Origin of the sequence: Mycobacteroides immunogenum, from assembly GCF_001605725.1 — a bacterium.
GTDB classification, from domain to species: domain Bacteria; phylum Actinomycetota; class Actinomycetes; order Mycobacteriales; family Mycobacteriaceae; genus Mycobacterium; species Mycobacterium immunogenum.
The window spans coordinates 2,425,046-2,441,913 of sequence record NZ_CP011530.1; the positions used below are offsets into that span (position 1 = coordinate 2,425,046).

Here is a 16,868-nt window from a genome sequence, read left to right on the forward strand (position 1 = left end):
AATCATGCAGCACTCTTCGACATCGGCGGACCAACTTCAGCGCAAATGGTTGCGGGGCGGAGCTTTTGACCCCGATGGGCATCCTGCGTTGGTGGTGTTCCCACATGCTGGCGGTGGAGCGACGTTCTACCGCTCGTGGTTGACCAATCCCGACTTCTCGGTACACGTCGTGCAATATCCGGGTCGCGAAGACCGCATTTCCGAACAACTGCCGCCGAGTCTGGGCGCACTTGCCGATGGTGTGGCCGAGGCCTTGTTGACCTTGGGTGATCGGCCGCTGTATCTCTTCGGCCACAGCATGGGAGCGTTGGTGGCCTTTGAGGTCGCGCGGCGGCTGGAGGCGGTGGGCAGGTTTCGGCAGCTCCGGTTGTGTGTCTCCTCGTACACCGCGCCCCACCTCATCCGCAGTGGTGGATTGCGAAACATGGACGATGACGCGTTTGTCTCGTATGGCCGTTCGGCCACGGGCGAGGTGAGCGCCGCCAAGGGGGAAACCAGCGCATTCGATGTCGCGGCGCTGCGTGATCTGGTCGTCTCCGGTCTGCGGGCCGATTTTCAGTTGGTCGAGCAGTATCGGACCGACCCAAAACCTCCTGTGGATGCGCCGATCCTCGCGCTGTGGGGCGATGATGAGGCCATCGATCCTGCGGATATGGATCTTTGGGCGGATGTGACCCGGGGCGGCTATCGGTCGGCGACTTTCCCGGGCGGGCACTTCTATCTTGCCGCCGAGCGAGAAGCGGTTCTGGAGACGGTGCGGCAGTGGTGGGCAGAGCTCGATGGCGGTACCGGCCTGGCTGTGGCAGACGGTGGGTCAGATGCCAGCGCGGACCACGAGGTTCGCGACGACGACGTAGCGGTGATTGGCATCGCTGCGCGAGTGCCCGGTGCCACGAGTCTCGATGAGTTCTGGGCTAATCTCTGCGCGGGAGTGGAATCCCTCACGCATTTCACCGATGAGGAATTGCTGTCGGCGGGGGTTACCCAGGAGGAGCTGCGCGATCCGCGGCTGGTGAGGGTTCGGCCGATCCTGACCGATGTGGCCGACTTTGACACCAAGTTTTTCGGATATGCCCCGAGCGAAGCCCGCTCGATTGATCCGCAGCAGCGGCTCTTTCTCGAATGTGCCTGGGAGGCAGTGGAATCAGCAGGCTATGACCTACAGCGGTATGACGGTTCGGTCGGCGTGTTCGGGGGAAGTGCCGGCTCGACGTACTACAGAGCAGTCCTGTCGACGGACTACGGGAATCTCAACGGTACCGAATATCTTCAGACGGCATTGGCGACCGAGAACGATTTTCTGGCGCCCCGGGTTTCCTACAAGCTGAACTTACGCGGCCCCAGCATCTCGTTGGGCACCGGTTGTTCTACCTCACTGGTGGCCATTCATCTTGCGGTGCAGAGCGTTTTGTCCGGCGAGTCCGATATGGCGTTGGCCGGTGGCGCCTCCATCACCTTTCCGCAGACTGCCGGATACGTGGCTACCGAAAGCGGAGCCATATCCACGTCCGGTCGATGCCGTGCGTTTGATGCGTCCGCCGACGGCACGTTGGTAGGCGACGGCATCGGCATCGTTCTGCTGAAACGGGCGTCAAGCGCTGTCGCGGACGGTGATTCGATTCTGGGCATTATCAGAGGAACCGCTGTCAACAACGATGGCGGGAACAAGGCCGGTTTCGCGGCGCCGAGCATCAGCGGCCAGGTCGAGGTCATCACGGAGGCCCTGGCGGTAGCCGAGGTGCCGGCCGAGACCGTTGACTATGTGGAGGCACATGGCACCGGTACTCCACTGGGTGATCCGATCGAGATCGCGGCTCTCCACAACGCTTTTCGCGAAGCGGGTGATACTCGAACAGAGGCCTGCCGCATCGGCACCCTGAAGCCGAATATCGGGCACACGGGCCCCGCTTCTGGCGTCCTCGCCCTCATCAAAGTCTTGTTGGCGTTTCGGCATCAGATGTACCCGCCTGCGGCCAACTTCACGGCGCCCAACCCGCAGATCGAGTTCTCGAAGAGCCCCTTCTATGTGGGTACACGCCTGCGGCGCTGGAATGCGCTCAACGGGAGGCCGCGCCGCGCGGGAGTTAGTTCGTACAGCATGGGCGGCACCAATGCCCATGCCGTGCTGCAGGAGCCTCCGGTTTCACGGCTGCCTGCCTCCGGTCAGGACGGCCCGCACCTGCTCCTGCTTTCCGCGCGAACTGCACCGGCGCTCGAGGCCGCAAGGAAGAACCTTGCGCTTCACTTGGCACGGCATCCCGAACAAGATCTGGCAGCGGTTGCCGCCACATTGCGCCTCGGGCGGCGTGCTTTTAGTCATCGGTTCGCCGCGGTGTGTGCGGACACGGTGGAAGCCCAGCAGGTCCTTGAAGGCACGGGGCGCGCGTCAGTTCGCACCGGCATCGCGGCGGACAAACCCCGGCCAGTGGTCTTTCTCTTCCCCGGGCAGGGGAGCCAGTTCAGTGGCATGGGCGCACAGTTGTACGCGACGTCACCGGTATACCGCCAGCACATCGATGAGTGTGCGACTCGCTTCGAGCCGCTGATCGGAGTGGACCTGCGCACGATGCTGTGCACGGGGGGCGATGAGGCTATGGATGCCGCGCTCATGCAGACCCGCCTGACCCAACCTGCGCTGTTCACGGTCGGGTACGCGCTCACGCAACTCCTCGGTGAATGGGGTGTGCAACCTGTCGCAATGCTCGGCCACAGCATCGGCGAGTTGGTCGCCGCCTGCGTTGCCGGGGTGTTCACGCTGGAGGAGGCGGTCCAGCTGGCGGCGATGCGCGGGGACTTGATCCAGCAGTGCGAGACCGGCGCCATGGCCGCGGTCGGCGCATCGCTCGATGCCGTCACCGCGATGCTGCCGGCGGGAGTGTCAGTGGCGGCCGTCAACGGCCCCGAGCAAATTGTTGTCGCCGGCAGTGTGGACGGGATCGATGCACTCGTGGGTGAGGTTGCGAATGTCGGTGTGCGCTGTACTCGCCTGCCGGTGAATCGTGGCTTCCACTCCGCCCTCGTGGACCCGGCGATCGATCGATTCTCGGCCGCCGTGGCTCAGATGCGATTGCAACAGCCGCAGGTTCCGTTCATGTCCAATGTGTCGGGTGCCTGGATTACCGGGGCGCAGGCCACCGACCCCGAGTACTGGGGGCGGCAGCTGCGCGAGCCGGTGCAGTTCGCACGCGGCCTGGCCACGCTGTGTGCCGAGTACCCGGACGCGGTGCTTGTCGAGGTCGGTCCTGGTCATACCCTGCGCGGCATAGTTGCAGCGAATACGCCTACGCCCGAATTTGTTTCGATGCTCGGTGATCGGACCGGTGAGAGTGCGACCGTCGCCGCGGCAGCGGCCGGACGCCTGTGGGCCGCGGGTGCCGAGCTGGCGTGGCAGCACTTCGGGGCACCGCGCCAGCGGGTACCACTGCCTACCTATCCGTTTGAACGGGAGCGGTTGTGGATGACTCCGCCGCGACCGGTCGCTGGCAAGCCTGCCAGGCAGGCGCCTATTGTGCCCGCCGCGCCGGCACCGCTCGTGGCCGGGACGGCTCCACAGGACGATATGCCGGATTCCGCTGTGGTGAAACAGATCTGGTGCGATGCCCTCGGGGTGCCGAGTGTTGAACCAGATGACAACTTCTTCGACCTGGGGGGCGATTCCCTGATCGCTGCCCGCATCGTGACGGCGATAGGGGAGCGCTGCCACATCAAGGTGTCGGTGGCCGAACTCTGGGATCAGGGCGCGACTCTCGCCGACCTTGTCGATCTGGTAGAGCGGCGCCGTGACAGCAACAACAATGCGGGAGAACAACTTAAGTGACAGTGGATATGAGTGCACCCACCGCCGAGACGGAGTTTGCCGACATTGCCATAGTGGGGATGCAGTGCCGCTTCCCCGGTGCCCAGAACGTCGGCGAGTATTGGTCTCTGCTTTCGGAAAAGCGAGAAGGCGCAAGATCTTTGGATGGCCTGGAGGCCGTGCCCGGATGGGTTTACCGCGAGGCCGTCATCGAGGGAGTCGAACTGTTCGACGCCAAGTTCTTCGGCTACCCGCCCGCCGAGGCCGCGATGATTGATCCGCAGCATCGGCTCTTCCTCGAGTGCGCGTACCACGTGTTCGAGCAGGCCGGCTGCGACCCAGACCGCTACGAGGGACTGGTCGGCGTCTACGCGGGTTCCGGGCAATCGAGCTACCTCATCGCGAACGTGCTCCCTCATCTGGGGGTCAGCCCTTCCTCGGCGGACGCATTGCCTGCGGGATTCGCCAATTCGCCGGGGTCGCTTCCGGGCCGCGTCTCCTACCATCTCAATCTGACCGGCCCGAGTATTGCGGTCAGCACGGCGTGCTCGACGTCACTGGTCGCGGTTCACCTGGCATGCCAGGAACTGCTGGACTATCGATGTGACCTGGCTTTGGCCGGCGGAGTGAGCCTGAATCCACACCCCGGCAAAGGATATCGGTACACGCCGAATGGGCCGCTCTCTCCCGACGGCCGCTGCCGGGCCTTCGATGCCGGCGCAGCCGGCATGTTCCCCGGCGACGGCGTGGGAGTTGTTCTGCTCAAGCGGCTGTCCGATGCACTGGCCGATGGCGACCGAATCCGGGCCGTCATCAAAGGAAGTGCGGTCAACAACGACGGACGCCACAAGACCGGATTCACCGCGCCCAGTGTCACCGCCCAGAGCGAGGTCATCATGGCGGCGCACGCGGTTGCCGGCGTCGAGGCGAGCTCGATTGGCATGGTCGAGGCACATGGGACGGGCACGCCGGTGGGTGATCCCATCGAGGTGGCAGCACTGACCAAGGCATTCCGGGAATCCACCGACCGGACCGGCTACTGCATGCTTGGCTCGGCCAAGACAAATATCGGCCATACAGATACCGCAGCGGGGGTAGCGGGACTCATCAAGGCGGCGTTGTCCATCGAGCATGGTGTGATACCCGCGAATCTGCACTACAGCGTCGAGAATCCACTGCTGGACCTTGCCGGCAGTCCGTTTCGCGTGGCCGCAGACACCATGGACTGGCCCGAGGGAGATGGACCGCGGCGCGCCGGTGTGAGCGCCTTCGGGATCGGCGGCACCAACGTGCATGTGGTGCTTGAGCAGGCCCCTGTCCATGCCGAGGTTGAGTCCCCAGGAACCGGGGGCAGCTCCGAGTCCTTGCTGGTTTTGTCGGCTGCCACGCCGACGGCGCTAGCCGAACAGTCCACGCAATTGGCAGATTATCTGCGCAGTAATAGTGAAATCAATCCAGCTGATGTTGCCGATACCCTCCAATTCGGCCGTCGAAAATTATCCTATCGACGTTCGGTGGTGTGTGGGTCGGCGAAGCAGGCGGCATCGCTGCTGACCGCTCCTGTCCAGGCGACTCGCGCGAATGATGGCGCGGTTCCGCTGGTTCTGCTGTTGCCGGGTGGTGGGGCGCAGTACGTCGGGATGGGCCGCGGACTTTACGAAACCGAGGTGGTCTTTCGGTCGTCGATCGATCAGTGCGCCCAGATCCTGTCGCAGCACTGCGATATCGACCTACGTAGCCACCTGTATGGGGACGGTGGGCTGGACGAGCAGCGACTTGATGTCGTTTTCCCGGCCGTGGTGGCCACCGAGTACGCCCTCGCCACCCAGCTCGCGGCTTGGGGGCTGACTCCGAGCGCGATGCTCGGCCACAGCCTCGGTGAGTACGCCGCGGCGTGCCTGGCCGGCGTCATTGATATTGACCAAGTGCTGCCGTTGGTCTCCGCGCGCGGACGATTGTTCGCCCGTATGGGCGGCGCCACGACTAGCATTCTGCTGTCTGCGGCCGATGTCACGCCGCTGTTGAGTGGTCGGCTGGTTGTTTCCGGAATCACCGACGCGTCCTCGTGTACGGTATCCGGACCCACCGCCGAGATCGCGCTGCTGGAAAAGGAATTGGAACTGCGTGGCGTGCAATTCCAGCGAGTGCGGGTATCGATGGCCGTACATTCGCCCGAGTTGGATCCCGTGCTCGGCGAATTCGCCGATATCTTGGCCGGCGTTACGCTGCGTTCACCGCGAGTGCCGTACCTGTCGAATGTCACCGGCGCTTGGATCCGCCCGGAGGAGGCAACCGACCCGGGTTACTGGATCAGACACAGCCGCGAGCCGGTGCAACTGGCGGCTGGATTCGGTGCGTTGGCAGGCCTTCCGGGTGCCGTACTCCTGGAGGTTGGCCCCGGTCAGACCTTGACCCGGCTTGCCCAGCCGGAAGGTGGCGCCTCGTTCGCTTTCGCCACAATGAGGCACCGAGACGACCGGCGCAGCGACCGGCGCGCGCTACTTGCCGCGGTGGGGAAGGCGTGGGAGTGCGGCGTTGATATCGACTGGAGCTTGTTGTCGGGTGATCGGCGTCCGGCACGCGTCGAGTTGCCGGGCTATCCGTTCGAGCGGCAGCGGTACTGGATCGCACCGTCCGACGGCGCACAGCCAACCGCCCGTCCGGATACGACTGTTCCGGTGTGGCGCAGCAGCACACCGGTGATTCCCGCCGCCGAGTTTCCTGCGGTTCGATGGCTGGTCCTGTTTGACGAAGGACCGACCGCGCGGCAGCTCGCTGCGGAACTCGCCGAAACAACCGGCGCCGCAGTCGATCTGCTGGGACCGGGGCTGCCACCTCCTGCGGGCGAATACGAGCACGTCGTATTCCTTGCCGATGCCCACGGAATGGCCCCAGACCGTGCTCGGTATGCGCAACTGGCACATATTGTGGATGCCGCCGCTTCAGACGTGTCGGTTCATGTGTGTATCTGCAACGCGTTCGATGTCACCGGGGTCGAAGACCTTGATGTGAACCAGTGGCTTGCGTTCGGAGCCGCGCAGTGGCTGCGCCGCAACACCGAAACGCGCACCGTGGATGTGCTGGACCTGGACCGGGCCGATGTTCGGGCGCTGGTCGCGGAGCTCTCCGTGCCGACCACGAATCGAACGGTCGCTTATCGCAACGGGCGACGGTGGATCCTGGACAGTGAGCCGCTCGAGGGTGCCGAAGCAGTGTGGTCGAATGCCGGCACATGGTTGCGCGGTGAGCCAATTGACGTTGTGGCCGTCCAGGGCTCGACACGGACATCGAATGCAGTGGATGACTTGTGCACCCGGTACGTATGCGCGCACTTACGAAGCGCCGGCATAGCCCTCACTCCAGGAACCGAGTTCACACGTGATGATTTGATCGCCAGGACGGGAGTGGTGCCGGACTATCACAAGATCGTGGACGCATTCGTGCGCATCTTGATCGAGGACGGAATCGTCGCCGGCCACAATGGTCGGTTCCGAGTCCGCGAGGAAGCGCCGGCAGACGTTCCCGAACTCGGGCGCTGGTGCGCCGATAATCCCGAGCTGGCGACATGGGCCCAGCTCCTGGACCAATGCATGCGCGGCTACGACCAGGTGCTGCGCGGGCAGATCGCTGGCAATGAGGTGGTCACGCCGAACGGAGACGACAGTCTGTATCGGAGCCTCACCGAACAACGCATTGCGCATAGCGATTTCGCAACGTACCGCGATCTGATCGGTGCGACACTCGCCGGGCTGGCCGTCAATGCCACCCCAGGGCGGCCACTGCGAATCCTCGAAATCGGTGCGGGCCGTGGCTACCTGACGTGGCCGGTGGTCGACGCGCTGCGTGGTCTGCCGGCCGGCTCGGTCGAGTACCACGTCACCGATATCGGACGCTCATTTGTGGTGGCCGCCCAGCGGCAAGCCGAAGCGGAGGGTCTCGATTTCGTCCGATTCGCCTCTCTCGATATCGTCGACGATCCCGCCGGGCAGAGTCTGCCGCTTGCTGGGTTCGACGTTGTCCTGGCGTTCAACGTGCTGCATGTGGCACCGGATCTGCCGACCGCTATCCGCAACACCGCGGCGTTCACCGCTCCCGGCGGCCTGATGTTCTTGCTGGAAGCCAAGACTGAGGAGCGTTGCGACTCGCTGATCGACCCGCTGTTGACCGGATGGCTAGATTTCGACGACGACGTGCGAACGGATTCACCGTTGGTGGCGCCCGAGCAGTGGGCAGGGCTGCTCGACGCGAATGGATTCATCGACGCGCGCGTCTACGATTCCGGTCCGGCGGGTGACCATGCGTTGATCGTTGCGGAGCGTCCCGAGCCGGTGCTTACCCTGGATCCGGACTTCGATCGCGCTATCGCCATGCTGCAGGAGATCGCGGCGTCCGAACAGTCGGAGCAACGCATCCTGCTCACGAGGCCAGACGAGCACTCCCTAGACGTGGCGCTGGTCGAAGGGTATGCACGCGGCACACTCACTGTTCGGCATCGTGCCGGTTTCGGAGATTGGACGTTTGTCGATATCTCGGCGTACGACGAGATCAGCGTTCCCCCAAACCGATTCGGTGAGGTGCTCGGAGCGCCCCCGGTACCCACGGTGGTGCTGGGTGGTTCGACTACCGTAGCGACACGTACTGAGCAGGAGCCGGCCCCGGTGCCGGATACGCCTGCTGCCTCATCGGCGAACGTCTCGTTCAATCACCGCCCGGCGCTGTCGACCGAGTACTGCGCGCCACGGTCGAAACTGGAGGAAAGTATCGCGGCGATCTGGCAGCGCTTCTTCGGGTACGACCGGATCGGTGTCCATGATCGTTTTCTCGAGCTGGGGGGCGAGTCGCTATTGGCCATGCAGATCGCTGCCGAGCAGCGCAATGCGCTAGGGATCGAAATGAGCATGCGTAAATTGCTTGAATCGGTCACCGTGGCGGATGTTGCCGCAGTCATGACAACACCGTCGGGTGAGTCTGAGACGTCCTCGAAACCTGCGCCGCCCGCGCGTCGCGGGCGTGCCGCGCTGCGTACCGCAGACGGAGTCATCCTGCTTGAGGGAGTGCGAGATTGACCACTATCGACTACCTTTCCGCGTCCACACCGGGAGAGGAGATCATCCTATTCCGGGCATCCTTCGCCCAGCGGCGAATGTGGTTCCTGAGTCGACTCGACCCGGACAGTCACTACTACAACGTGCCGATTGTTCTGCATTTCCGCGGCGCCGCGCGCCCGGACGCGCTGCGACGCGCGCTGGCAGAAATGGTGGCCCGGCATGAAATCCTGCGCACAACGTTTGTCGAGGTGGATGGCGAAGTAATGCAGGCGGTGGCCGCTGACACGGCTATTACGCTGGCGATCAAGGAAATCGAGCATTCCAGTGCGCAGTCTGTGTCGCCGATACAGCGTCCCGAGGTGCGCGCGGCGGTTCTCGACCTCGTGTGTGCGCCTTTCGACCTGAGCGCCGGTCCGTTGATGCGGGCACATCTACTCGACCTGCGGGACGGGGAGTTCCTCTTGGTGTTGACGATGCATCACATCATTGTCGACGGGTGGTCCATCGGTGTGCTATGCGAAGAGCTTCGCCAGCTGTACGTGGCCGAAGTGACAAGTGTGCCTGCGGCACTGCCGCCACTGGAACTTCAGATTGGCGACCTGGCCGAACAAGAGCACGACGTCATGTCCGGGCCCGTACGCGAGCGGCATCTCGCGTACTGGCGGTCGCAGTTGGCGGGCGAACTGAGCTCTCCTGCGCTTCCCTTCGATCGAAACAGGCCATCGGACAACGTTTTCCACGGTGCCACCCTGGACTTCACCTTGTCGGCCTCGGACACGGCAGCAATGGCCGCGTTCGGGCGCGACATGGACGCGACCGTCTTTGCGACGCTGCTCGCGGCGTTCTACACACTGTTGTACCGCTATAGCGGCTCAGATGACCAGGTGGTCGGCGCCCCGATGGCGAATCGGGAAGACCACCGCGTCTCGGCGCTGATCGGGCTCTTCGTGAACACAATTCCGTTGCGTGCCAAGATCAAACCCTCCGCCGGATTCGCAGAATTGGTGAACCACGTACGCGAGGTAACCCTGGGCGCGTACGAACACCAGGAGCTACCGCTCGAGCAGATCATCGACGAGGTCGCTCCTGCAAGGCTTCCCGGACGCAATCCTATGGTCGCCGTGCTGTTCGCGATGCAGAGCCCGCCGCCGACCGACCTTGATTTCGCCGGCACAGCCGTATCCTTCGTCGGGGTGCCGACAGGTACCACTCGCGCCGATGTGGAACTGCATTTCTGGCCTCTCGGGGAGCGCATCGGGGTGCAGTTCGTCTACAGCACCGAACTATTCGATGCGGCGACGATGGAGCAAATGCGTGACGACTACACCACGCTGTTACGCGCGGCGATCGCGTCGCCACACTTGCCGATCGACCGCCTGCCGCTCGGTGCGCACGAGGCCTATCTGGCTCAGAGCCTGGCGCCGATGCTCCGGCACGCCGAGAGCTCCGTGGCGGTTATCGATAACGGTATGTCGCTCACCCACGCCGAATTACGCACGTATGCAGCACAATTGGCCGTAGAAATGCTCGGTGCGCATGGCGAGACGGTGGTTCTCGTGCTCGAGCCCGGACCAGACCTCGTTGCCGCGACGGTAGCGGCGGTATCCGTAGGCGCACGCCGTGTCGTGTGGTTACCCCCATCGCTACCCGCCCCGTACCGGGAGCGCTCGTTGCGCGAGCTGGCACCCGCAGTTGTCATGAACGATGCCGTCGTGGCCGAACCGCGAGCGGGCGATGCGCCCGGTCCATTGAACACCGACGCGTCGATAGGACTTCTCGACAACTATCTCGCCGGCATTATCGTCACCTTGCTGCATTCCGGCCTTGCCAATCTGGTTGATCCAGAACCTGTTCCGCAGGTAGTGCTGACCGCCGATCGCCGACTGGCACCCCCCGGAGTATTGGGGGAGCTATGCGTCGGTCGACCGGGTGAGGCTGTGCTCCCTACGGGGATTGCGGCACGCATGCGCAGGGACACTTCGGTGCAGATCGCGCATTCTTCTCGTGGACGCGCTTGGGACGGTCACCGCTGGGCGGACCTGGCAACCGTCGACGCCGTGCTGATGCAGCACGAACTGATCGACGACTGTGCGGTACTGTCACGCCGAACCATCTCGGGCACCACCGAATTGGTGGCCTATGTAGCGACTTCTGCACCGATTTCGGCGAAACGGTTGTCAGAATTCGCGCGCATGGTGCTACCGCAGTCGTTGGTACCGCGTGCATTCGTTCCTGTTCCCGCACTGCCGGTGACCACGACCGGAGTGCTCGACACCGCGGCGCTGTACCGGCTGCCGGTCATTGACGAAGAGCTGATCGCACAATGGTCGACGCAGTTACCCGATGGCACCCGCATACAGGCCGTGCCCGATATCGCTGAGACGCCGCGCATTCTTATCGGCGATCCGACAGCACCGTCCAAGCAGGCTTCGGGAGCGCCTGCGGCGCAACACGATGTCGACGAGCTCTCGGTGCTCGATGGCGGGCCACCGGTTGTTCCGGTGGTGGCGTCGCTGCCCGATGCGCTGGATCGTGCGGCACATGATGCGGCCACGACAGAGCTGGTCTTTCTTGACGAATCGGGTGCCGAGCGCACGCTGACGTATGCGGCGCTACTCGATGCCGCGCGACGTGTGCTCGGCGGACTACGCGCAGCGGGACTTGCTCCGGGAGATCTGGTGATTGTTCACCTGTCCCGCAACGACGAGTTCATGGCGGGGATTTGGGGATGTTTCCTCGGCGGTATCGTGCCGGTGCCGGTGGCTTCGAACGCGGTCGGCGGCGCCGAGAAGTTGGCAACGGCCTGGGGTGCGCTCAACCAGCCATTGATCATCGGCGAGGCCGGGCAGCTTCAGATGCACCTGGCGGCGCGGGTGGCCCTGATCAGCGACCTTTTGGCGGGCAACCCAGATACCGAGCACCATGAGCCCGATCCGGACGCGGTCGCATTACTGTTGCTGACCTCCGGTAGTACAGGGCAGCCGAAGGGCGTACAGCTCACACATCGCAATATCCTGAGCCGGTCAGCGGCGACCGTGCAGACGAATGCGTTCGCCCCGGCGGATATCTCGTTCAACTGGATGCCACTCGAGCATGTCGGCGGCATCGTCATGTCCCACCTTCAGGACGTGTACGTGTGTTGTCAGCAGGTACACGCAGCCACCTCATGGGTGCTGGCGGATCCGCTGCGCTGGCTGTCCATCGTCGACCGCTACCGCGTGACCAACACCTGGGCGCCTAATTTTGCGTTCGGCCTGATCGCCGAGAGACTTGCCGAGACCCCCGATGCCAACCGGTTTGATCTGACCCGATTGCGCTTCATTCTCAATGGTGGTGAGGCGATCGTGCCGCGTATCGCACGACGATTCCTGCGCATGATGGAAGGCTTCGGCCTACCGCGCAATGCCATGCGGCCGTCGTGGGGGATGTCGGAGACCTCGTCGGGTGTGGTTTTCTCCCAGAAGTTTTCTGTGGAAACGACCACCGATGCCGACGAATTCACCGATCTTGGTGAACCGATTCCGGGCACGCGATTACGGGTCGTCGGTATGGATGACGTGCCTGTTCCCGTAGGGAAGGTCGGGCGGGTGCAGATCAGCGGGCCAACGGTGACACGCGGATACTACGCTGACCCAGAACGTACCGCGGAGGCGTTCACCGCCGACGGCTGGTTCGACACAGGCGATCTTGGCCGGATTCGGGCTGGTGCGCTGACGCTTACCGGCCGGGCCAAGGACATCATCATCGTCAACGGCGTGAACTACTCCTGCCATGCGATCGAGTCCGCGGTGGAGGAATCATCGATGGTGATGGGCAGCTACGCGGCGGCGATCGCGGTGCGGCCGCCGGGCAGCGATACGGACGCGCTGGCCATCGTGTTCAGTCCTGCGGCCGGAACAGCGGAACAAGACGTTCTCGCCGATGTCCGAGCCCGTGTGCTGGCGGTCGGGCCGAACCCTGATCTACTCATTCCTGTTCCGCCGGAGAGCATTCCGAAAACGGATATCGGCAAGATTCAGCGGAGCCTGCTGCGGCAACGGTTCGCTGAGGGTGAGTTCGCCGACGTTGTGCGCAGGGTGCGCACGTCCAGCACTTCCGTGGGCACCATTCCGAACTGGTTCTTTCGGCCGGTATGGCACCGGCGCGATCTCTTTCGGCCCATCGTTCCTGTCGAGGGCGCGGTGCTGCTGCTGGGTGATTCGGGGAACCTTGGTGCCCCGTTGGCGGATCGGTTGGCCGCACAAGGTGTACACGCGGTGCGCGCTAGCGTAGCGGATATTGCCGAGAGCTTCGGTTCGTCGACGCAAGCACCGCCGATCCACACCGTCGTCTACCTCATCGCATCGCAGACAGACAGTGCGAAGACACAAGATAATCAAGATCCTTTGTCCAACAGCGTTCTTGATGTGGCGCGCATAGTTCGGAGCGTCACCAATGGACGTTTCGACGGGCCGCCTCCGGCGCTTTATGTCATCGGGGCTGGGATCGATCAGGTTACGGATGCGGACGAGGCCGATCCCGAGCTCGCCCCGATTCCGGTGCTGCTGCGTAGTGCAGTGGCCGAGACGGCGGGACTACGGGTCCGCCTTGTCGACCTGGGCCGCTCAGATCCAGCTGTCGGAGCTGATCACGTGGTGAGCGAACTGGGCAACTCCAACAATGACATTGAGGTCGCATATCGGGACGGCGTGCGCTGGGTAAAAGGGCTGGAACGGCTGCCCGATGACGCCACGGCCTCTGCCGAGATTCCTGCTGGTGCTCTGCATCTGATCAGTGGGGGCCTGGGCGGGCTGGCCTACGAGCTGGCCCGGATGTTGATAGAGCGGTTCGATGGCAGGGTCCTGCTGGTGGGGCATCGGGACCCGAATGAGCGACAGTCGGCGGCCTACCGGCGGTTGTCCGATATCGCTGGGGGTGAGGCGATTCGACTCAGGGTCGCTGATGTGTGCGATACCGACCAGGTGTGGGATGCAGTCAAGGGTACGGAGGATGAGTGGGGTACGGAGCTGGCTTGCATTTGGCATCTAGCTGGCGCCTATGGCGAACAATCGTTGGCCACCACGACTGATGCCGAACTCTCGGAAGTCGCGAGAGCGAAGATTGTCGGAGTTCGCGCTCTACATGATATTGCCTTGCGGCGCCAGGGTATTCGATTTGTGTCCTTCTCATCGGTCAATGGGTTCTTCGGCGGCTCCACCGTCGGCGGTTATTCGGCCGCGAACGCCTATCTGGATGCCTTTGCCCGCTATCAGCGCCGCACTGGTGTTGCGGCATATAGCGTCGCGTGGACGATGTGGGACCGCATTGGGATGTCAGCTCAGGTAGAGCATCTGGAGGGCACCAGGGCTAGGGGGTACCACGTCGTCGGCCGTGCCGAAGCGCTGAGTTCGCTGCTTGTTGCACTTACCTACGACGAGCCGCACGTATTGGTGGGTCTGGACGACACCAAGTACGCGATTCGTGCCCGATTGAGCCATGCGGCACCGGCGGGCCAGGTGCTGGTGGCAGATTTGCCGCAGGCCGCACCCGAGTGTGCGGACACTACGGTACGCGACAAGTACGACCGCATCGTGCCCACTCGGGTCGAGACGGGGGGCACCGTCCGCAACTGGATGGCGGCGCGCGACGACACCGAGCGGCGCGTGTCGGAGATCTGGCGACGAGTGCTCGGGTCTGACAACTTCGGAGTGACCGACAGCTTCTTCGATATCGGTGGGAACTCGGTGCTGCTAGCGCTGGCGCAGAGGCTGGTGCAGGAGGAATTCGAGTGTCAGATCGCCCTCGTTGATCTATTCCGGTATCCGACGGTATCGAGTCTGTCGGCGTATCTGTCCAGTAGCGAGATCGCCTCCAATCCAGGCGGTCCCGATCCCGATCCTGTTGTGAGTGACCCCGGTCCCGGCGTGGGTATCGACCGTGCACGGATTCGTCGGGAAGCGCGCCGCCGTCGCCGGACACAGTAGGCGGTTGAGTTCTTACTTGTACCGATTGTTTTTTGTACTGACATGAGGAGTGATGAGATGACACAGATCGAGCTGAGTGGTGTGGCGGAGACAGCGATGTGGACGCTCTACACGCGCGCGAATGAAGCGCAACGGCCTGACGGGGTTTTGAAGGACCCGCAGTGTGTCGAGCTATTCGAGGCGATTGATTACCCCTATGAAAGCAAGTTCGGAAAAGATCAGACCGGCTTGCACGGCGAGAAATCTCGAATCTTCGACACCGTGGTACGCAGCTGGCTCGCCGAGAACCCCAGCGGCACCATCGTAGAACTGGGTGCCGGTCTGGAAACTCAGTTCCATCGTCTCGACAACGGCACAGTTTCATGGGTATGTGTGGATCTCCACGAAGTGATTGCAGTGCGGGGAAAGTTCCTGGCTCCCAACGAAAGATGCCGTTACATTGCTGCCGATGCTTGCGACGTGTCGTGGTTTGACCAGGTCGAACCAGGCCCCGTTCTTGTCACAGCGCAAAGCTTTCTCATGTTCTTACAGGAGGAGCAGGCGCGACAGTTGCTTGTTGCTATCATCGACCGATTTCCGGGTGTGGAAATCGTCTTCGACACGATTTCGCCGGCCATTTCCCAAAAAATGGTTAACGGATACAAGCCGACCGAGAACTATGAATTCCCGCCCGCCCCATGGGGTATCAAGTGGAGCGACGTCGCCCCGCTACTTCATCGGTGGCACGCGGGTATCTCCAAAGTCGAGGTGCAGAGTTTCGGTGCCGTCCACGGAATCCTGAATGTGGTGAAGCCGCTGTTCCTTCGGGTTCCCCCGCTGCGCGGCATGCTGCCGGCCGTGGCGCATCTGAAAACGTAGATAAGGGTCGCCTACTTGTCCAGGTTCTGAGGTCCATAGGCGAGATAAGAGCAGAAAAAACCATGGCTATCAATATGATTCGCAACCCCTGCTTTGGGGAGTGGTGAAGAGTTGAAGGGATTGTTATGCGCGTAGTGTTTTTCGGGTATCAGACTTGGGGTTACCGGACTTTGCAAGCATTGATCGATTTGGGGCACGAGGTTGTGCTTGCGGTCACCCACCCCACGAGTGACGAGTCCTATAAGGCGATTTGGTCAGCGCCGGTCGACCAACTTGCGCGCGACCACGGCATCCCGGCGCATTGCACCAAGAGGGTCGATGAGGAGACCATCGATTTAGTCAAGAGTGTTGAACCCGATGTTATCGTCGTCAATAGCTGGTACAACCGGATGCCGGTTGAGCTCTACGATTTACCCCCGCACGGCACCCTGAACTTTCACGACTCGTTGTTGCCGAGATTTACCGGATTCTCCCCAGTCCTATGGGCTTTGATCAGTGGTGAGTCCGAGTTCGGATTGACCGTGCATCGAATGGACAGTGGGCTCGATACTGGCGACATCCTGGTACAGCGTTCGGTGCCGATTGGCCCCACGGATACCGGCACCGAGTTGGTATTGCGCGGGATGGAACTGATTCCGGACGTGCTGGCAGAAGCACTGAGCGCACTGGAGTCCGGCTCGGCCGTTTGGCGGCCGCAGAACAAGTCCGAGCGGACGTTCTGTCACAAGCGTTCGGAGCGGGACAGCGCGCTCGATTGGGCGAGGCCGGCGGAGGTCCTGGAACGGTTTGTTCGTGCGCTCTCTGACCCGTACCCCCGGGCGTTCACCTACTACAACACCGAACGGATAGAGGTTTTGGAGGCGCGCGTGTCCGAGGCTAGATACGGCGGCACGCCAGGGCGGGTGACCGTGCAGGAACAAGGCGGCGCGGTGGTGTGCGGTTCTGACGCTTATCGTGCCGAAAACCGCGGATTGGTGATTACCCGTATTCGGTGTGCTGACGGGAGCGAAGTCAGCGGCGAAGAATACTTCCGTCGCGGGGGATACCTATACAGCGGCAATTGATCTCGCCCGGCATAGCAGGTATGTCGTAGGTCAGGGGCCGCGAGTCCTGGGGGTGAGCCTCTTGGCTCCAGACCAGGCCGCGTCCCTTGGCCCACGAGAGGAAACGTCATACCCAAATGAACGCCCGGCAGCAAGGGGA

General features: G+C 62.9%; 5 protein-coding genes. All 5 read left to right on the top strand.

Annotation, left to right across the window (positions count from 1 at the left end; genetic code table 11):
- Nucleotides 1–4 precede the first annotated feature (4 nt).
- The 5 genes from ABG82_RS11925 (at nucleotide 5) to ABG82_RS11945 (ending at nucleotide 16,729) form a co-directional block, all read left to right on the top strand.
- Nucleotides 5–3,817: a type I polyketide synthase gene (locus ABG82_RS11925; protein WP_043078548.1), complete on the top strand. Its 3,813-nt coding sequence runs from the start codon at nucleotides 5–7 to the stop codon at nucleotides 3,815–3,817.
- Nucleotides 3,814–8,862, top strand: coding sequence for a type I polyketide synthase (locus ABG82_RS11930; protein WP_052511043.1), 5,049 nt, complete (start codon nucleotides 3,814–3,816; stop codon nucleotides 8,860–8,862). Before ABG82_RS11925 ends, ABG82_RS11930 begins: the two co-directional genes overlap by 4 nt.
- Nucleotides 8,859–14,807, top strand: coding sequence for an SDR family NAD(P)-dependent oxidoreductase (locus ABG82_RS11935; RefSeq protein ID WP_043078549.1), 5,949 nt, complete (start codon nucleotides 8,859–8,861; stop codon nucleotides 14,805–14,807). Before ABG82_RS11930 ends, ABG82_RS11935 begins: the two co-directional genes overlap by 4 nt.
- A gap of 57 nt (nucleotides 14,808–14,864) precedes the next feature.
- Nucleotides 14,865–15,665, top strand: a complete 801-nt coding sequence (locus tag ABG82_RS11940; RefSeq protein ID WP_043078550.1) for a class I SAM-dependent methyltransferase — start codon at nucleotides 14,865–14,867, stop codon at nucleotides 15,663–15,665.
- Between the two features lie 125 nt (nucleotides 15,666–15,790).
- Complete coding sequence (locus ABG82_RS11945; RefSeq protein WP_043078551.1) at nucleotides 15,791–16,729, top strand: methionyl-tRNA formyltransferase; 939 nt, start codon at nucleotides 15,791–15,793, stop codon at nucleotides 16,727–16,729.
- Nucleotides 16,730–16,868: the final 139 nt, after the last annotated feature.